The sequence below is a fragment of the Streptomyces sp. a15 genome (assembly GCF_059026085.1).
The window spans coordinates 36,629-55,047 of the sequence record NZ_JBWLKM010000060.1 but is presented as its reverse complement, the minus strand read 5'-3'; the positions used below and the strand labels follow the sequence as shown (position 1 = coordinate 55,047).

The following is an 18,419-nucleotide window of genomic DNA, read 5'->3' as shown; positions in this document are numbered from 1 at the left end:
CACACGATCACCGTAGCCCGAACGGACCAGGACGCCGCAAGCCCGGAAGTCGACCATCACACGATCGAGTTAAACCGTCCTCGTCTACATTCCCCGGCCAACAGCTGGCAACCTCCTCGCAACCTTCCCCGTGCTGCACTCGCTGACCATGCCCGAAGAATCCGCACTCCCCGCATACCACGAGGTCCCCCGCGTCGAGCTCACCCCCGCCGCGGCCGACCTGCTGCGCCTGCTGCGCGAGACGCACGGTCCGCTGATGTTCCACCAGTCCGGCGGCTGCTGCGACGGCAGCGCCCCCATGTGCTACCAGGCCGGCGAGTTCCGCACCGGCGGCTCGGACGTGCTGCTCGCGGAGCTGGACGTGCCCGGGGTCGAGGAGCCGGTGATGTTCTGGATGTCGCGGAGCCAGTACGAGGTGTGGAGCCACACCCGGCTGATCGTGGACGTCGTCGCGGGCCGGGGCAGCGGGTTCTCGCTGGAGGCCCCCGAGGGGGTGCGTTTCCTCATCCGTTCGCGGCTCGTCGACGCGTAGCCACCCCCGCGGCCGTCAACGTCTGGTGCACTCTCCCTGAGTCCTGTGACAGTTGACGAGTCCTCAGGGGGAACGGTGACGCATCGTCAAGTACGGTTCGTGGCAGGCAGATCGGCACTGACATTACTCACGGCACTCGGCACGCTGGCCGGTGCGGCCCTGCTGGGGGCGGCACCGGCCGGCGCCGTGCAGGAGCCGGCCCGGATCGCCGCGGGTGTCGAGTACGAGCAGTTCGACATCCCGGCGGCCAAAGGCACCGCGCACGCCCATGTACTGACCGTCGACCTGCTCGATCCGCGCGTACGCGTGGACCTGCTGTATCCGGGGGCGGTCGCCGCACGGGCCACCGTCTCCACCATGGCCGACGCCACAGGTGCCGTGGCAGGCGTCAACGGCGACTTCTTCAACATTACCGAGACCCAGCACCCCGGCGTGGAGGCCACCGGCGCGAGCGTGGGACCGGCGATCGCCAAGGGCCACGTCCTCAAGGCGGCGGTCCCCGACGGCCAGCGCTTCGGTCCGGCGCTGCCGCCCGGCACGAGCACCAGGGACGTGATCGGGGTGGGCGTCGACCGCCGGGCCCGGATGGACGGGCTGTCCCTCGTCGGCTCGGTCCGCACGCCCGAGGAGCGGCTGCCGCTCGGCGGGCTGAACCAGTACGCGCTGCCGGTCGGGTCCGTCGGGGCGTTCACCGCGGACTGGGGCAGCGCCTCCCGGGTCCGGGCGACCTGCGGCACGGACACCGAGCGGGCCGCTCCGTGCAGCACGGACACCTACGAGGTGACGGTCCGCGACGGACGCGTCGTGTCGGCCGCGGACCGCCCCGGCACCGGGCCCATCGCCGTCGGCACCACGGTGCTCGTCGGCCGGGAGGCGGGCGCCCAGCACCTGCGGAAGCTGTCCACCGGCGAGACGGTGACGGTGCGGCACCGGCTGGTGGCGTCCGTGTCGAAGATCCCGTACCGCTTCGCGCTCGGCGGCTACCCGGTCCTCAGGGACGGCCGGCCGCTGCCGGGCCTGGACGACACGACCTCGGCCGTACGCACCGCCGCGGGCATCACGGACGGCGGGCGGCGCCTGTTGCTGCTCGCGCTGGACGGGGCGCCCGAGTACCGCACCGGTCTGACGATCACCGAAGTGGCCGACGTCATGCGGGAGTTGGGGGCGGTCCACGGCTTCAGCCTGGACGGCGGCGGGTCGACGACCCTGGTCGCCCGCGATCCGGGCGCCACCGCCGTCGCCGTACGGAACCATCCGTCCGCGGGCGCGGAACGTCCCGTCCCGAACGGCGTCGGGATCTTCTCGACGCCATAGCCCTCAGGGCATCAGGGCGCATCAGGGCACCAAGGCATCAGGGCATCAGGGCATCAGGGTCTGAGACTGCTGACGATGCCCGCGGTCGCCGTGAGGCCGCTGCTGATGGTGGGCGCGATGCTCGTACTGGCCAGATAGAAGCCGAGCAGCAGACAGACCAGCGCGTGCGAGACCTTCAGCCCGCCATTGCGCAGGAAGATCACCGCCAGGATCAGCAGCAGCATCACCACAGAGATGGAAATCGCCATCGTCAACCTCCTCCGCTACGCCCGATTCGCGGCGTTCGGCCGCAAGTGTGGCGTAGCGGAGGCTTCGTCCGGGCAGCTGACCTGTCCCCCGAACGTGTGACGTCTGTATTTACCGGTGGGCGTCCGGATCTACCGGTAGGCGTCCGGGTTTACCGGTGGGCGTCCAGGAAGGCTTCCAGTCCGGCGAGGTCGTCGGTGTTGATGTAGTCGACGTCGGCGGCGAGCAGTTCGGCCCACAGGGCGTCCCGGGCGGGGCCGGCCAGGTCCGGGGTGGCCCAGAACCGGACCTTCTGCCCGCGTGCGTGCGCCGTCCGCATGATGGTCCGCAGCTTCTGCCGTTCGGCCTCCGGGAAGGCGCCGACGCCCAGCCAGGTGAAGTTGAGCGTCCAGTTGTCGCTGATCAGCGGGACGAAGGAGGCGGGCGCCGAGGTTGCGAGGTCGGCGAGCCGGCCGTCGTAGAAGGCGCGCCGGACGGTCTGCGCCTCCATGGGCGTACGGGCGGCGCGGTCGCCGGAGATCACGGCGGTGACCGGGCCGGGCAGGACGCGGCCGTGGGCGTACGTCGTGAACAGGTGCTTGTAGCGCTTCAGGTGCCGGTCGAGTTCGAGGTACGTCGACGAGCCCTCGGTCTTGATGTCGATGAGCAGTTGCAGCGGCTTGCGGTACCCCCGGTAGACGGAGCCGTGGTTGGCCCTGACGCGGGCGGCGAGAGGGTCGAGGTAGAGGGATTCGAGGGTGCGGGCCGGGTCGAGGTCGACCGGGTCGTGGGCGACGAGGAGTTGGTCGCCGACGAGGAAGATGTCGGCCTCGAGGCTGCCGAAGCGGTGGTCGAGGGCGTCGAGGAGGGGGCGCGGGTGCTCGTAGTCGTTGTGGGCGTGGGCGCGCCACAACGGCCGCGGGCGGTGCTTCTGTTCGCCGGCCAGCGCACTGGTGGCGGGCAGGGCGGCCGTGCCCGCGAGGGCGGCGCCGAGGGTGGTGAGGGCTCTGCGACGGGTGGTGAGGGGCATGCTCTGCCTCCCTGGTAGGCCTTACGGGACCGCAGAGAGTATGCGTTCCGGAAGGCCCCAAGGAGCAGTGCTGGGAGAGGAGTTGGCCGGACTGCCGCTGTTCGTTCACTTCGTCGGTGCGGGGTACACGAAAAGGCCCGCCCCAGGTGGGGCGGGCTTGTTCCGGCTTCTTCCGTTGAACGTCAGGGAGCCTGGAGGCCGACGAGTTCGGCCACCGCCTCCCGGTGGGCGCCCGCCGTCCCGTAGGCGATCGAGTCGGCCTTCGACCGCTTCAGGTACAGGTGGGCCGGGTGCTCCCAGGTCATCCCGATACCTCCGTGCAACTGGACCGCTTCCTCGGCCGCGTGCACGGCGACGGGTGCCGCGTACGCCTGTGCGACGGCGACCGCCACGTCCGCGTCCTCGCCGGTCGCGAGGGCGTCCGCCGCGTTACGGGCGGCGGCACGCAGGTTGACGATCTCCAGCCACAGCTGGGCGAGCCGGTGCTTGAGCGCCTGGAAGCCGCCGACCGGCCGGTTGAACTGCTTGCGCTCCTTGAGATAGCGGACCGTCTCGGTCAACGACCATTCGGCGAGCCCGAGTTGCTCGGAGGCGAGCAGCCCGGCGCCGGCCCGCAGCGCCCGTCGTACGGCGGGCTCGGCCGCCCCGATCCGACGCCCGGAAGCCCCGTCGAGGGTGACGGTCGCGAGCGGCCGGGTCAGGTCCAGCGAGACCTGCGGGGTGATGGTCACGGCATCCGCGTCGACCGCGTACAGCCCGCCGTCCCCGGCCGGGACGAGCAGCACGTCGGCCGCCGCCGCGTCCGCGATGCCGGTCAACTCCCCGTGCAGGGTGCCGTCTCCAAGTCGTACGGTCTTGAAGGCGCCGCCCGGAGCCACGTTCAGGGCGACGGCGAGGGCGCCGACGCGCCGGCCGGACGCCAGGTCCGCGAGCAGCTCGCCGGCCTCGCAGGCCAGCAGTGCCTCGGTGGCGACGACGGCGCTGGTGAGGTAGGGCACGGGGGCGACCGCGCGCCCCAACTCCTCCAGGACGACGGCGACTTCGCGGTGGGAGGCGCCCTGGCCGCCCTGCGCCTCGGGGACCAGGAGGCCCGCGAGGCCCATGCCGTCGGTGAGCGCCTTCCACGCCTCGCGGTCGTGCGGCGCGTCGGACTCGGTCCGCGCGATCACGCCCGCCGCGTCGCAGTGGTCCGTGAGCAGGTCACGGACGGCGGAGCGAAGCGCCTCTTCCTCCTCCGAGTAGAGAAGATCTGTCTGTGTGCTCACCGGGCGAGGTCCTTCCATGCGACGTCCTTGTCGGTGCGCGGCTCGGAGGGCAGGCCCAGGACGCGCTCGGCGACGATGTTCAGCAGGACCTCGGTGGTCCCGCCCTCGATGCTGTTGCCCTTGGAACGGAGGTAGCGGTAGCCCGCGTCGCGTCCGGTGAAGTCGACCAGCTCCGGTCGGCGCATGGTCCAGTCCTCGTACAACAGGCCCTCCTCGCCGAGGAGTTCGACCTCCAGGCCGCTGATCTCCTGGTTGAGGCGGGCGAACGCGAGCTTCATGCCGGAGCCCTCCGGGCCGGGCTGGCCGGCGACGAGCTGCTGGCGCAGCCGCTCGCCGGTGAGGCGGGCGACCTCGGCCTCGACCCAGAGCTTGAGCAGCCGCTGGTGGAGGTCGTGGGTGCGCAGTTCGGGGCGTTCGCGCCAGGTCTTGGAGACGGGGCCGATCATGCCGCCCTCGCGGGGCAGCCGCATGCCGCCGATGGCGACGCGTTCGTTGTTCAGCGTGGTCTGCGCGACCCGCCAGCCGTCGCCGACCTCGCCGAGGCGGCGGGAGTCGGGGATGCGGACGTCGGTGAGGAACACCTCGTTGAACTCGGCCTCGCCGGTGATCTGGCGCAGCGGCCGCACCTCGACACCCGGGTCGGTCATGTCGCAGATGAAGTAGGTGATGCCCCGGTGCTTGGGCACGTCCGGGTCGGTGCGGGCGATGAGGATGGCCCAGCGGGCGAGGTGGGCGCTGGACGTCCACACCTTCTGCCCGTTGACAACCCACTCGTCGCCTTCTCGGACAGCCCGTGTTCCCAGCGCGGCCAGGTCGGATCCGGCGCCGGGCTCGCTGAACAGCTGGCACCAGACCTCCTCCCCCACCCATAGGGGCCGCAGATACCGCTGCTTCTGCTCCTCGGTGCCGTACTTCAGGATCGTCGGCGCGGCCATGCCCAGTCCGATGCCGATGCGCCGCGGGTCGTTGTCGGGGGCGCCCGCGGCCTCCAGCTCGGCGTCCACGACGGCCTGGAGGGAGCGCGGGGCGCCGAGTCCGCCGAGACCCTCCGGGTAGTGCACCCATGCCAGTCCGGCGTCGAAGCGGGCCTTGAGGAAGTCCGTCCGGTCGGTGGTGGCAGGCGGGTACGTGGCCAGCAACTCGGCGCTGCGGCGCCTGAGTTCGGCTGCGTCGGTCATGCCGCACCTCCTTCGGTGAGGCCGGGAACGACGACGACCCGGCCGGTGGTGACACCGTCGGCGACCCGCTGCACGGCCGCCGCGGCCCCGCCCAGCGGCACGCGCTCGCTCACCAACGGCTTGATCGCGCCCCGGGCGGCCAGCTCGGTGAGCTGTTCGTGGCAGTGCTGGACCAGCTTCGGGTTCTTGGTGTTGTACAGGCCCCAGTGCAGGCCGAGGACCGAGTAGTTCTTCACCAGGGCGTGGTTGAGCGACGGGCTGGGAATCGTGCCGCTGGCGAAGCCGACGACGACGATCCGGCCCTCGAAGGCGACGACCTTGGCGGACTGGGTGTAGGCCTCGCCGCCCACGGGGTCGTAGACCACGTCGGCACCCCGGCCGCCGGTCGCCTCCTTCACAGCGGCGACGACGTCCTCGCTCCGCCGGTCGATCACCACGTCACAGCCCAGCTCCCGGGCCACGGCGGCCTTTTCGGCACCGCCGACGACCCCGATCACGGTGGCGCCGGCCGCCTTCCCGAGCTGCACGGCCGCGCTGCCGACCCCTCCTGCGGCAGCGTGGACGAGCAGCGTCTCGCCGGCTTCCAGGCGGGCCCGCCGGTGCAGACCGAACCAGCCCGTCTGGTAGCCGATGTGCAGGGCGGCGGCCTCGGCGTCGTCCAGCGAGGCGGGTGCGGCCAGCAGAGCGCCGGCGTCCGCGAGGGCGTACTCGGCGAACCCGCCGTACGGCAGCGCGGGGTTGGCGATGACCCGCCGCCCGTCCTCGGTCTCGCCGCAGATCTCCACGCCCGGCGTGAACGGCAGCGGCGGCCTGACCTGGTAGTGGCCGCGGACCATGAGCACGTCCGGGAAGTTGATGTTCGCGGCACGCACCTTCAGCAGGACCTGGCCGTCACCGGGCGTGGGCGGCGCCACGTCCGCCGGGCGCATCACCTCGCCCGGCTCGCCGTTCTCGTGCACTTGCCATGCCTGCATGCGGGGCCTCCACGGGACTCACGGGACTGCGTCGTCTGACCGGGGTCCCTCGCATACTAAGCGGTCGCTTGCCGATCAGGGAACAGTCAGGTGCGTCACGACCGCTTGGGCCGCGCCCGTACGTGCATCCGCTCACCCTGCGGCCCGAACAGGCTGAGGAACTCGACCGGCCCCTCCCCCGTCGACCCGAACCAGTGCGGCACGCGAGTGTCGAACTCGACGACCTCCCCCGCGGTCAGCACGATGTCGTGATCACCCAGCACCATCCTCAGCCGCCCCGACATCACGTACAGCCACTCGTAGCCCTCATGGGTCCGCGGCTCGGGCTCGTTCTCCTCCTGCGGTACCAGCACCTTGAAGGCCTGAAGGCCGCCGGGCTGGCGGGTCAGCGGCCAGTACGTGCGTCCGTGCCGCCTGATCGGCTCGGCCCGTACCCGGGGGTCGCGCACCGCGGGCACGCCCACCAGCTCGTCCAGCGCCACCTCGTGCGCCCGCGCGATCGGCAGCAGCAGCTCCAGGCTGGGCTTGCGCAGCCCCGACTCCAGCCGGGACAGCGTGCTCACCGAGATGCCGGTCGCCTCGGACAGCCCGGCCAGCGTGGCACCCCGCTCCTTCCGGATCCGCCGCAGCCGGGGACCGACCTCCGCGAGAACCTCGTCCATGTCGTCGTCACTCATGACACCTATTGCAGTTTCGGCAAACCTGTTTGTCAATGCGGCACTGGCCGCGCGACTGTCTCAGTGGAGGTGGTCACCGTGACCGAGAACAACATCGACACGTACGAAGTGGTCGTCGTCGGCGGCGGAGCGGCCGGGCTGTCCGCCGCGCTGGTCCTGGGCCGCGCCCGGCGCCGCACGCTGGTCGTCGACGCGGGCGAGCCGCGCAACGCTCCCGCCGCGCACATGCAGGGCTATCTGTCCCGGGACGGCATGTCCCCGGCCGAGTTCCTGGCGGTCGGCCGGGAGGAGATCGCGCGGTACGGCGTCGAGTTCGTCCGGGAGCGGGTGGTCGACGTCAGGACGGGCTTCGCCGTGGACCTGGCAGGCGGGCGCACCGTGCACGCCCGGCGCCTGGTGATCGCGACCGGCCTCAAGGACGAGCTCCCGGAGGTCGCGGGTCTCGCCGAGCGCTTCGGCCGGGACGTGCTGCACTGCCCGTACTGCCACGGCTGGGAGGTGCGCGACCAGGCGTTCGGCGTGCTCGCGAGCACCCCGACGAGCGTGCACCAGGCGCTGATCGTGTCCCAGTGGTCGAAGGACGTGATCTTCTTCCTGCACACGGTCGCCGAGGAGGAGCTGTCGGACGACGATCTGCGCAGGCTGGCCGCGGCCGGGGTCAAGGTGGTGCCCGGCGAGGTCGGCGAACTGATCACGGAGGACGACCGGCTCACCGGCCTCAAGCTCACGGACGGCACCACGCACGACCGCGAGGTGCTGTTCGTGGCCCCCCGGGCCGTCCCGCAGACAGATCTCCTCCGGCGCCTGGGCGCGGAGCTGCGCGAAACTCCGTTCGGCGCGTACCCCGTGGTCGACGAGACGGGTCTGACGACCGTGCCCGGGGTGTGGTCCGCCGGCAACGCCATGGGCTTCGCGGAGCAGGTCGTGAACGCGGCGGCCGGCGGCTACCGGGCGGCGGCCACGATCAACGGCGAACTGCTGATGACGGACCTGGATGCGGCCGTCGCGGCCGTCCGGGTGTAGAGCGTCCGCCTCCGGTGCACCATGGCTGCATGCTGCTGACCCGGCTGGCCCAGGTGTCCCAGGAGGTCGCCGCGACCTCGGCGCGCTCCCGGAAGATCGCGCTTCTCGCCGAACTCTTCCGGGACGCCGAGGCCGCGGACGTGCCGATCGTCATCCCGTATCTGGCGGGCCGCCTGCCGCAGGGCCGGCTCGGCGTCGGCTGGAAGACGCTGAGCCGCCCGGTCGCCCCGGCCGCCGAGCCGACCCTGACCGTCCGCGAGGTGGACGCCCTGCTGAGCGCGCTGGGCAAGGTCTCGGGCGCCGGCTCGCAGGCCGAGCGGGCCCGGCTGGTCGGCGAGCTGATGGGCGCGGCCACGGCGGACGAGCAGCGGTTCCTGCTCGGGCTGATCAGCGGGGAGGTGCGGCAGGGCGCGCTGGACGCGGTCGCGATCGAGGGCCTCGCCCAGGCGACCGAAGCGCCATCGGCGGACGTACGGCGGGCGGTCATGCTCGCGGGCTCCCTCCAGACGGTGGCCGAGGCCCTGCTCGCAAAGGGCCCGGGCGCCCTGGACCGCTTCCGGCTGACCGTCGGCCGCCCGGTCCTGCCGATGCTGGCGCACAGCGCCTCCTCGGTGGCCGAGGCGGTCGAGAAGCTCGGCGCCTGCGCGGTCGAGGAGAAACTGGACGGCATCCGCGTCCAGGTCCACCGGGACGGCGACACGGTCCGGCTGTACACCCGCACCCTCGACGACATCACCGACCGCCTGCCCGAACTGACCTCGGCCGCCCTGGAGTTGAGGGGCGAGCGCTTCATCCTGGACGGTGAGGTCATCGCCTTCGACGCGGACGGGCGCCCCCGCTCCTTCCAGGAGACCGCGGGCCGCGTCGGCTCCCGCGTGGACGTGACGACGGCGGCCGAGACCGTCCCCGTCTCCCCCGTCTTCTTCGACGCCCTGTCCGTCGACGACCGCGACCTGCTCGACCTGCCGTTCGCCGAACGGCACGCGGAACTGTCCTGGCTGGTGCCCGAGCCGATGCGGGTACGGCGCACCCTGGTGTCGGGGCCCGAGGACGTGCACACGGCCGAGGAGTTCCTCGCCGAGACCCTGGAGCGCGGCCACGAGGGCGTCGTCGTCAAGTCCCTCGACGCTCCCTACAGCGCGGGCCGGCGCGGCGCGTCCTGGCTGAAGGTCAAGCCCGTCCACACCCTCGACCTGGTGGTCCTGGCCGCCGAGTGGGGCCACGGCCGCCGCACCGGCAAGCTCTCCAACCTCCACCTCGGCGCCCGCACCGCGGACGGCTCCTTCGCGATGCTCGGCAAGACCTTCAAGGGCATGACCGACGCGATGCTGACCTGGCAGACCGAGCGGCTCCAGGAGCTGGCCGTGGACACCAACGGCTATGTGGTGACCGTACGCCCCGAACTCGTCGTGGAGATCGCCTACGACGGTCTGCAGAAGTCCACCCGCTACCCGGCCGGCGTCACCCTCCGCTTCGCCCGCGTGGTCCGCTACCGCGAGGACAAGCGCCCGGAGGAGGCGGACACCGTGGAGACACTGCTCGCGGCGCATCCGGAGGTACGGCCGTGAAGCACAGCGCGGGCCTGCTGCTGTTCCGCCGCACCGAGCACGGCCCCGAGGTGCTGCTCGGCCACATGGGCGGGCCGTTCTTCGCGCGGCGCGACGCCGGGGCGTGGACCGTGCCGAAGGGCGAGTACGACCCCGACGAGCCCGCCTGGGACGCCGCCCGCCGTGAGTTCCAGGAGGAGCTGGGCCTGCCCCCGCCCGACGGCGAGGCCGTACCGCTCGGCGAGGTCCGGCAGACGGGCGGCAAGGTCGTCACGGCCTGGGCGGTCGAGGCCGACCTCGATCCGGCGGCCGTCACCCCCGGCACCTTCCGGATGGAGTGGCCGCCGAAGTCCGGGCAGACCCAGGAGTTCCCCGAGATCGACCGTGTGGAGTGGTTCGACCTGGACCGCGCGCGGTCCGTGATCGTCAAGGCACAGGCCGCGTTTCTCGACCGGCTGGCGGAGCACTCGCCCTGAGCAGATGCGTACGCGTTGCGGTCCCCACCGCCGCGCGGGAAGGTCGAAGCACAGTCCGCTCCGAGGAGGTCCGTCATGCCCATCGCAACGGTGAACCCTGCGAACGGCGAGACGCTCAAGACGTACGAGGCCATGGGCGAGGAGGAGATCGAGCGCAGGCTCCAGCTCGCGCAGGCCACGTTCCGCACCTACCGGACGACGTCGTTCGCCGAGCGCGCCCGCCTCCTGCACCGGGCCGCCGACCTCGTCGACGAGGACCAGCGGGACATCGGCCGCGTGATGACCATCGAGATGGGCAAGCCGGTCAAGCAGGCCCGCGCGGAGGCCGCGAAGTGTGCGAAAGCGATGCACTGGTACGCCGACCACGCCGAGGAACTGCTCGCCGACGAGGAGCCCGCCGCCTTTGACGTCAAGGACTCCGGCGCCTCCCGCGCTCTGGTCCGCTACCGGCCGCTGGGCCCGGTGCTCGCGGTGATGCCGTGGAACTTCCCGCTGTGGCAGGTGGTCCGCTTCGCGGCCCCGGCCCTGATGGCGGGCAACGTGGGCCTGCTCAAGCACGCCTCCAACGTCCCGCAGACCGCCCTCTACCTCGAAGACCTGTTCCACCGCGCGGGCTTCACCGAGGGCACCTTCCAGACCCTGCTCGTCGGCTCCGCCGCGGTCGACGAGATCCTGCGCGACGAACGCGTGAAGGCCGCCACCCTCACCGGCAGCGAGCCCGCGGGCCGCGCGGTGGCCTCCACCTCCGGCGAGATGGTCAAGAAGACGGTGCTGGAGCTGGGCGGCAGCGACCCGTACGTCGTCATGCCGTCCGCGGACATCGACCGCGCCGCCCAGGTCGCGGTGACCGCGCGCGTGCAGAACAACGGGCAGTCGTGCATCGCCGCGAAACGGTTCATCGTGCACACGGACGTGTACGACGCGTTCGCCGAGCGGTTCGTCGAGGGCATGAAGGCGCTGAAGATCGGCGACCCCCTGGAGGACGAGACGGAGGTCGGACCGCTTGCGAGCGAGCAGGGGCGGGCCGACCTGGAGGAGCTGGTCGACGACGCGAAGCGCAGCGGCGCCAGTGTGCTGTGCGGCGGGGAGCGGCCCGAGGGGCCCGGCTGGTACTACCCGCCGACCGTCCTCGCCGGCATCGACCGCGAGATGCGCATCCACCGCGAGGAGGCGTTCGGGCCGGTCGCCACGCTGTACCGGGCCGCCGACCTGGACGAGGCCGTGCTGATCGCCAACGACTCGCCCTTCGGCCTGAGTTCCAATGTGTGGACGCGGGACGAGAACGAGGTCGACCGCTTCGTACGGGACCTGGAGGCGGGCGGCGTGTACGTCAACGGGATGACGGCGTCCCATCCGGCGTTCCCGTTCGGCGGGGTGAAGCGGTCCGGGTACGGGCGTGAGCTGTCCGGGCACGGAATCCGGGAGTTCTGCAACATCACGACCGTATGGCACGGAGCGTGAGGCTTCCGCGGCTACGATCCCCTTTGTGAACCGCGAAGTGACTCTGCCTCTGATCGTCGACGACCGCGGGACCTTGCAGGTGGCTGCCGCCGATGTCAGCAAGTTGTTGCGGACGGTGGGCGGTCGGTGGCTGCACCTTGTCGAGGCCGGGGAGGACGGGCTCGACGAGGACACGGTGGCGGCGTTGACCATCGAACTGGCCAAGCTGGCCGATCGTATCGATGTGGCGTGCATCGCTCACAGCAGCGGGCAGACCGGATAGCGGTCGCCTCCCGCAGCGCCTCGGATTCCCCGGTACGGAGTAGCCCCGCGCGAGATCGCCGCCCCGCCGGGTGATCGTGGACTGGACCACGACGGAAGAGACGCCGGAGCCGGCGCGTTGCCGCCACGCCGGCAGCGGTCGCACGACAGGACGGCTGTGAGCACGGCATGACGGAAGAGACCATCACCGAGATCCTGCCCCCGATCCGGCACTGGCCCGCGCTCGACCTGAACGGGGTCGACTTCGACCCGGTCCTGACCGAGCTGATGAGCGAGGGCCCGGTCACCCGCATCCAGCTCCCCAACGGCGAGGGCTGGGCCTGGCTGGTCACCCGGTACGAGGACGTCCGCATGGTGGCCGACGACCCGCGGTTCGGCCGCGAGGCCGTCATGGACCGGGAGGTCACCCGGCTCGCCCCGCACTTCACCCCGGCCCGTGGCGCGGTCGGCTTCCTGGACCCGCCGGACCACACCCGGCTGCGCCGCTCGGTCGCCGCCGCCTTCACCGCGAAGGGCGTGGAGCGGATCCGCGAGACGTCCCGCCGGATGCTGGACGAACTGGTCGACGATCTGCTCCAGGACGGCCCGCCGACCGACCTCACGGCGACCGTCCTCACCCCCTTCCCCGTCGCCGTGATCTGCGAGTTGATGGGTGTCCCGGCGGCCGACCGGCACGGCATGCACGCCTGGAGCCGGCTGATCCTGTCCTCCTCGGACGGCACCCAGGTCAGCGAGAGGGCCAGGAACGAGATGGGCGCCTACTTCGCCGATCTCATCGGCCTCAGGGAAGGCAGCTCCGGCGAGGACGTCAGCTCACTGCTGGGCGCCGCGGTGGGCCGTGGCGAGGTCACGCTGGAGGAGGCGGCCGGACTCGCGGTGCTGCTCCAGATCGGCGGCGAGGCGGTCACCGACAACAGCGGCCAGATGTTCTACCTCCTGCTGACCCGCCCGGGCCTGGCCGAACGGCTGCGCGCCGAGCCGGAGCTCCGCCCGCAGGCCGTCGAAGAGCTGCTGCGCTACATCCCGCACCGCAACGCGGTCGGGCTGTCCCGGATCGCCGTGGAGGACGTGGGGATCCGGGGCGTACGGATCCGGGCGGGCGACGCGATCTATGTGTCGTACCTCTCCGCGAACCGTGATCCGGACGTCTTTCCCTACCCGGAGACGATCGACTTCTCCCGCAGCCCGAACCCGCACCTGTCCTTCGGCTCCGGCCCGCACCACTGCCCCGGCGGCATGCTCGCCCGGCTGGCGTCCGAGCTGCTGGTCGACGCGCTGCTGGACCGCGTGCCGGGGCTGAAGCTTGCCGTGCCGCCGAAGGAAGTCCCCTTCAAGAAGGGCGCGTTGATCCGCGGACCCGAAGCCCTCCCCGTCACCTGGTGAGCCGATCAACTCAGGGGCGCACAGCACCCCTACGGCGCTACCGAATCGGCATCCCCGACAAGGTGCGGGCGATCACCAGGCGCTGGATCTCGCTGGTGCCTTCAAAAATGGTGTAGATGGCTGCGTCCCTGTGCATCCGCTCCACCGGGTACTCCCGCGTGTAGCCGTTCCCGCCCAGGATCTGCACCGCCTGCGCCGTCACCGTCTTCGCCGTCTCGCTCGCGAACAGCTTCGACATCGACCCCTCGGCCGCCGTGAACTGCTTGCCGTTGACCGCCATCCAGGACGCCCGCCAGACCAGCAGCCGCGCCGCGTCGATGGACGTCCGCATGTCGGCGAGCTGGAACGCCACACCCTGGTTGTCGATGATGGGGCGCCCGAACTGCTCGCGGGTCTTGGCGTAGTCGAGGGCCACCTCGTACGCCGCACGCGCCGTACCGACGGCCATCGCACCGACGGCCGGTCGCGAAGCCTCGAACGTGGCCATCGCCGCGTTCTTCACGCGCTCCCCGCCGGCCTTGGCCCGCTCACGGGCGCGGGCCAGCCGCTCGTCCAGCTTGGCTTTGCCGCCGAGGAGGCAGGAGCCGGGCACCCGGACGTCCTCCAGGACGACCTCGGCGGTGTGCGAGGCGCGGATGCCGTGCTTCTTGAACTTCTGGCCCTGGGAGAGGCCGGGGGTGTTCGGTGGGACGATGAAGGAGGCGTGCCCCTTGGAGCCGAGCTCCGGGTCCACGACGGCGACGACCACGTGGACGTTGGCGATGCCGCCGTTGGTCGCCCAGGTCTTCGTGCCGTTGATCACCCACTCGTCCTTGGCCTCGTCGTAGACCGCGCGGGTACGCATCGAGGCGACGTCGGAGCCGGCGTCGGGCTCGGAGGAGCAGAACGCGGCGACCTTGACATCGTTGGCATCGCCGTACATCTGGGGGATCCAGGTGCCGATCTGTTCCTCGGTGCCGTTGGCGAGGACGCCGACGGCGGCGAGACCGGTTCCGACGATGGAGAGGGCGATGCCCGCGTCGCCCCAGAACAGCTCCTCCATGGCCATCGGGATGCCGAGGCCGGTGGGGTCGAAGTACTGCTGGGCGTAGAAGTCGAGGGAGTAGATTCCCACCTTGGCGGCCTCCTGGATGACCGGCCAGGGAGTCTCCTCACGCTCGTCCCATTCGGCGGCCGCGGGCCGGATGACGTCGGCGGAAAAGCCGTGCAGCCAGTCCCGGACCTCCTTCTGTTCGTCGTTGAGCTCCATGGTGAACTCGGCCATGTCCCCTCCAGCGGCGACGCACGTGCGTGTTACTAACGGTAACTCGAGTCTGTTACCCGCGGGTAGGAAAAGTCAACTCCTGGTGCCCGCTCGGCAGCCCGTTCGATGTACAAGGCATTCTGAGTGTTAGTTTGCGCAGGCATTACCTAATCAGCACGGGTGGGGAGAGCACATGGACACCACGCAGCGGACCGATCAGCAACGGTCCGCAGACCGTCGCCGGCGTGAGCTGCTGGAGGCCGCGGACAGAGTGGTGCTGCGCGACGGTCCGCATGCCTCCATGAACGCCATCGCCGCGGAGGCCGGCATCACGAAACCGATCCTTTATCGCCACTTCGGCGACAAGGGCGGACTTTACGCAGCCTTGGCCAAGCGGCACACGGACGCGCTGCTCGATTCGCTGCGTGCCGCGTTGGACGCGCCGGCGGACCGGCGGGAACGGGTCGAGGCGACGCTGGACACGTATCTGGCGGCGATCGAGGCGCGGCCTCAGGTGTACCGCTTCCTGATGCATCCGGCGGACGGGGGGCAGGTCGGCGATCCCGGGTTCGACGTCGGCAAGCACAGCGTGCCGTTGCTCCGCAGGATGGGCGAGGAGTTGGCGCAGGTCATCGAGGATCGGGTGGATCTCGGGCCCGGGAGTCAGCAGTTGGCTCGGGTGTGGGGGCATGGGATCGTCGGGATGATGCATGCGGCCGGGGACTGGTGGCTGGGGGAACGGCCTTGTTCTCGGGCGGAGTTGGTGCGGAGTCTGGCTGATCTGTTGTGGGGGCGTCTCGCTGCCGCGGGCGACAAGGTGGGGGGTCCGGGGTTCTGACCGTCGTAGTTCGTCTGCGGGTTTGTGGGGGCTGGTCGCGCCCGCGCGGTGGAGCCGCACATTGATGCAGCCCCGCGCCCCTGGAAGTACGTCCACTCACCGGCGCCAAGAGGCTCGGGACGCCTGTCGCATCAGGCGTCTGTGGCGCCAGCCCTTCAGGTGGTCCGCGTAGATTCGGCCCTCCACGTGGTCGTATTCATGCTGCAGGCATCTCGCGAAGAAGCCCGTCCCGTGCACGGTGATCGGCTCGCCCGTCACCGTGTATCCCTCGATCACCGTGTGGTCGTAGCGCTCCGTTCCCGCCTCCAGGCCCGGTAGGGACAGGCAGCCCTCGGGGCCGCGGAGCATTAGGCCGTCATTTTCGACGAGCGTGGGGTTCACCACGTGGCCCACGTGGCGCACCTCTTCGTCGTCCGGGCAGTCGTAGACGAAGACCCGTAGCGGCGCCCCGATCTGGTTCGCGGCCAGGCCGACGCCCTGGGCGGCGTACATGGTCGCGAACAAGTCCTCCACGAGGACCGCCAGTTCGGGGCCGAAGTCGGTGACCTCCTTGCAGGGGGCGTGCAGAGGGTCGTCGCCGAGCAGCGTGAGGGGCCGGACGCGCCCGTGGGCGCCCGGGATCGGGCCGTGTCGCATGGCGGCAAGGGTACGGTCCTCCCTGTCACGCGAAGGTCGCGCGGGCGCCGCGATTCGGGAGTGCGAATGGATCTCGATAGGCTGAGGTCCACACCACGTGGCCGGAGGCTGAGGCGCGGCGCGTACGCAAGGAGGATCGAGAACTGATGGCAGGCAACTCGGACCCGCTCTCGCCGCGGGCCAAGATCGCCGTGACCGCGGGCAAGGCGGTCGCGGCGGCATCGCGCGCCGCGGGGCGCGGCAGCGGTTCCGTGATCGGCGGCCGGGTGGCACTCAAGCTCGACCCCGACCTTCTCGCCCGGCTCGCCCAGCACCTGGACGTCGTCCTCGTCTCGGCCACCAACGGCAAGACCACGACCACCCGCCTGATCGCCGAGGCGCTGCGGGCCGCGGGCCCGGTGGTCTCCAACGCGCTCGGCGCCAACATGCCGGCCGGCATCACCTCGGCGCTCGCGGGCAGCTCGGACGCGCGGTACGGCGTCATCGAGGTCGACGAGAAGTACCTCGCGGGCGTCGCCCGGGACACCGACCCGAAGTGCATCGCCCTGCTCAACCTCTCCCGCGACCAGCTCGACCGGGCCGCCGAGACCCGCATGCTCGCCGAGAACTGGCGTGAGGGTCTGGCCGGTTCGAAGGCCGTGATCGTGGCCAACGCGGACGACCCGCTGGTGGTGTGGGCCGCGTCCTCCTCCCCCAACGTGATCTGGGTCGCCGCGGGTCAGATGTGGAAGGACGACGCCTGGTCCTGCCCGTCCTGCGGTGGCGTGATGCAGCGTCCGGGCGACGACTGGTTCTGCGGCGAGTGCGGCTTCCGCCGGCCGACGCCGAGCTGGGCGCTGTCCGGTGACCATGTCCTGGACCCGCACGGCTCCGCCTGGCCGATCCACCTTCAGCTGCCCGGCCGCGCCAACAAGGCCAACGCCGCTTCCTCCGCCGCCGTCGCCGCCGTCTTCGGCGTGCCGCCGCAGGTCGCCCTGGAACGCATGTACCAGGTGCAGGCGGTGGCCGGCCGGTACGACGTCGTGCAGTTCATGGAGCGCGACCTCAGACTGCTGCTCGCGAAGAACCCCGCCGGCTGGCTCGAAACGTTCAGCCTGATCGATCCGCCGCCGACCCCGGTGATCCTCTCGGTGAACGCGCGCGGCGCCGACGGCACCGACACCTCCTGGCTGTGGGACGTCGACTACACGCGGCTGACCGGCCACCCGATCTGCGTCGTCGGCGACCGCAAGCTGGACCTCGCGGTACGTCTGGAGGTGGCGGGCCAGCACTTCCAGGTCTGCGAGAACCTCGACCAGGCCGTGCAGCTGAGCCCGCCGGGCCGCATCGAGGTCATCGCCAACTACACCGCCTTCCAGGACCTGCGCCGCCGCGTCGGCAACTGACCACTCAGGGGACTTTTGTGAGCGACAACAGCCTGCGGATCGTCTGGATCTATCCCGACCTGCTCAGCACGTACGGCGACCAGGGCAACGTCCTGGTCGTGGAGCGCCGGGCCCGGCAGCGCCGCCTCGACGTGGCCCGGCTCGACGTGCGCAGCGACCAGCCGATCCCGACCTCCGGCGACATCTACCTGATCGGCGGCGGCGAGGACCGGCCGCAGCGGCTCGCGGCCGAGCGGCTGCGCCGGGACGGCGGTCTGCACCGGGCCGTCGAGAACGGCGCGATCGTCTTCTCGGTGTGCGCCGGCTACCAGATCCTCGGCCACGAGTTCATCAACGACCTCGGCCAGCGCGAGCCCGGCCTCGGCCTGCTCGACGTGGTCTCCACGCGGGGCGAGGGCGACCGGTGCGTCGGTGACGTGCTCGCCGACATCGACCCGCGCCTGGGCATGCCCCCGCTGACCGGCTTCGAGAACCACCAGGGCGTCACCCACCTCGGCCCCACCGCCCGCCCGTTCGCCCAGGTCCGCCTCGGCAAGGGCAACGGGACGGGTGACGGCACGGAGGGGGCGTACAACGACACGGTCTTCGGTACGTACATGCACGGTCCCGTGCTCGCGCGCAATCCGCTGATCGCCGACCTGCTGCTGAAGCTGGCGCTCGATGTCAACGCGCTGCCGCCGACCGACGACCGGTGGTACGAGGCGCTCCGCAACGAGCGCATCGCAGCTGCGCAGCAGCCTGCGTGAATACAGCTGCGCAGCAGCCTGCGTGAACACAGCTGCGCAGCAGCCTGCCTGACATCTGGGGTCCAGCCTGCCGTAACCAGCCCGTCTGACGGCCCGTCCGCACAGGTGAGCGGGGTCGTCCAGCAGGCGGACGCACGATGCGCCCCCGCCCCCTCCTGCCGTTAGGGTGGCGGGGATCGAGCCGGACAATGTGGTCCGGATCCGGCCCCCTCGAGAAGGTATTCC

At 71.2% G+C, this 18,419-nt stretch carries 19 protein-coding genes; 11 read left to right on the top strand and 8 right to left on the bottom strand.

Annotation, left to right across the window (positions count from 1 at the left end; translation table 11 throughout):
- Positions 1–148: 148 nt before the first annotated feature.
- Positions 149–532, top strand: a complete 384-nt coding sequence (locus tag AC5P09_RS38020) for a DUF779 domain-containing protein (RefSeq protein ID WP_493878258.1) — start codon at positions 149–151, stop codon at positions 530–532.
- Positions 533–607: 75 nt separating this feature from the next.
- Entirely contained in the window at positions 608–1,846 is a 1,239-nt protein-coding gene (locus tag AC5P09_RS38015; RefSeq protein ID WP_493878257.1) for a phosphodiester glycosidase family protein, read from the top strand.
- A 53-nt stretch (positions 1,847–1,899) separates the two neighbouring features.
- Here AC5P09_RS38015 and AC5P09_RS38010 read toward each other — a convergent pair whose 3' ends face one another.
- The 6 genes from AC5P09_RS38010 to AC5P09_RS37985 form a co-directional block, all read right to left on the bottom strand.
- On the bottom strand, positions 1,900–2,094 hold the full coding sequence (locus tag AC5P09_RS38010) for a hypothetical protein (RefSeq protein ID WP_493878256.1): 195 nt from the start codon (positions 2,092–2,094) through the stop codon (positions 1,900–1,902).
- Between the two features lie 149 nt (positions 2,095–2,243).
- Complete coding sequence (locus tag AC5P09_RS38005; RefSeq protein WP_493878255.1) at positions 2,244–3,101, bottom strand: phosphatidylinositol-specific phospholipase C/glycerophosphodiester phosphodiesterase family protein; 858 nt, start codon at positions 3,099–3,101, stop codon at positions 2,244–2,246.
- Between the two features lie 182 nt (positions 3,102–3,283).
- A complete protein-coding gene (locus AC5P09_RS38000) occupies positions 3,284–4,384 on the bottom strand; it encodes an acyl-CoA dehydrogenase family protein (protein ID WP_493878254.1) in 1,101 nt (366 codons plus the stop codon).
- Entirely contained in the window at positions 4,363–5,544 is a 1,182-nt protein-coding gene (locus AC5P09_RS37995; RefSeq protein ID WP_493878253.1) for an acyl-CoA dehydrogenase family protein, read from the bottom strand. Before AC5P09_RS37995 ends, AC5P09_RS38000 begins: the two co-directional genes overlap by 22 nt.
- Entirely contained in the window at positions 5,541–6,518 is a 978-nt protein-coding gene (locus AC5P09_RS37990; protein WP_493878252.1) for an NADPH:quinone oxidoreductase family protein, read from the bottom strand. Before AC5P09_RS37990 ends, AC5P09_RS37995 begins: the two co-directional genes overlap by 4 nt.
- A gap of 95 nt (positions 6,519–6,613) precedes the next feature.
- Complete coding sequence (locus tag AC5P09_RS37985; RefSeq protein ID WP_493878251.1) at positions 6,614–7,195, bottom strand: helix-turn-helix domain-containing protein; 582 nt, start codon at positions 7,193–7,195, stop codon at positions 6,614–6,616.
- Positions 7,196–7,264: 69 nt separating this feature from the next.
- Between AC5P09_RS37985 and AC5P09_RS37980 the strand changes: the two genes are divergently transcribed.
- The 6 genes from AC5P09_RS37980 to AC5P09_RS37955 all read left to right on the top strand — a co-directional run bounded on the left by AC5P09_RS37980 (position 7,265) and on the right by AC5P09_RS37955 (position 13,346).
- Positions 7,265–8,218, top strand: coding sequence for an NAD(P)/FAD-dependent oxidoreductase (locus tag AC5P09_RS37980; protein ID WP_493878250.1), 954 nt, complete (start codon positions 7,265–7,267; stop codon positions 8,216–8,218).
- A gap of 29 nt (positions 8,219–8,247) precedes the next feature.
- A complete protein-coding gene (locus AC5P09_RS37975; RefSeq protein ID WP_493878249.1) occupies positions 8,248–9,786 on the top strand; it encodes an ATP-dependent DNA ligase in 1,539 nt (512 codons plus the stop codon).
- Positions 9,783–10,241: an NUDIX hydrolase gene (locus AC5P09_RS37970; protein ID WP_493878248.1), complete on the top strand. Its 459-nt coding sequence runs from the start codon at positions 9,783–9,785 to the stop codon at positions 10,239–10,241. The genes AC5P09_RS37975 and AC5P09_RS37970 overlap by 4 nt, the downstream gene beginning before the upstream one ends.
- 75 nt (positions 10,242–10,316) lie before the next feature.
- Positions 10,317–11,702: an NADP-dependent succinic semialdehyde dehydrogenase gene (locus AC5P09_RS37965; RefSeq protein WP_493878247.1), complete on the top strand. Its 1,386-nt coding sequence runs from the start codon at positions 10,317–10,319 to the stop codon at positions 11,700–11,702.
- A 25-nt stretch (positions 11,703–11,727) separates the two neighbouring features.
- Positions 11,728–11,964: a DUF6213 family protein gene (locus tag AC5P09_RS37960; RefSeq protein WP_053751099.1), complete on the top strand. Its 237-nt coding sequence runs from the start codon at positions 11,728–11,730 to the stop codon at positions 11,962–11,964.
- A 167-nt stretch (positions 11,965–12,131) separates the two neighbouring features.
- Positions 12,132–13,346, top strand: a complete 1,215-nt coding sequence (locus AC5P09_RS37955) for a cytochrome P450 (RefSeq protein WP_493878246.1) — start codon at positions 12,132–12,134, stop codon at positions 13,344–13,346.
- 37 nt (positions 13,347–13,383) lie between these two features.
- Here the strand turns inward: AC5P09_RS37955 and AC5P09_RS37950 are convergent, their stop codons facing one another.
- The gene (locus tag AC5P09_RS37950) at positions 13,384–14,610 is read right to left on the bottom strand and encodes an acyl-CoA dehydrogenase family protein (RefSeq protein ID WP_493878245.1); all 1,227 of its coding nucleotides are present in this window, start codon (positions 14,608–14,610) and stop codon (positions 13,384–13,386) included.
- A 172-nt stretch (positions 14,611–14,782) separates the two neighbouring features.
- Between AC5P09_RS37950 and AC5P09_RS37945 the strand changes: the two genes are divergently transcribed.
- A complete protein-coding gene (locus AC5P09_RS37945; RefSeq protein WP_493878244.1) occupies positions 14,783–15,427 on the top strand; it encodes a TetR/AcrR family transcriptional regulator in 645 nt (214 codons plus the stop codon).
- Between the two features lie 96 nt (positions 15,428–15,523).
- Here the strand turns inward: AC5P09_RS37945 and def are convergent, their stop codons facing one another.
- A complete protein-coding gene (def, locus tag AC5P09_RS37940) occupies positions 15,524–16,063 on the bottom strand; it encodes a peptide deformylase (protein WP_493878243.1) in 540 nt (179 codons plus the stop codon).
- 146 nt (positions 16,064–16,209) lie between these two features.
- Between def and AC5P09_RS37935 the strand changes: the two genes are divergently transcribed.
- Together AC5P09_RS37935 and AC5P09_RS37930 are read left to right on the top strand one after the other, a co-directional pair.
- The gene (locus tag AC5P09_RS37935) at positions 16,210–17,448 is read left to right on the top strand and encodes a DUF1727 domain-containing protein (RefSeq protein WP_493878242.1); all 1,239 of its coding nucleotides are present in this window, start codon (positions 16,210–16,212) and stop codon (positions 17,446–17,448) included.
- A 17-nt stretch (positions 17,449–17,465) separates the two neighbouring features.
- A complete protein-coding gene (locus tag AC5P09_RS37930) occupies positions 17,466–18,194 on the top strand; it encodes a type 1 glutamine amidotransferase (RefSeq protein WP_266443788.1) in 729 nt (242 codons plus the stop codon).
- The last annotated feature ends 225 nt before the right edge of the window (positions 18,195–18,419 follow it).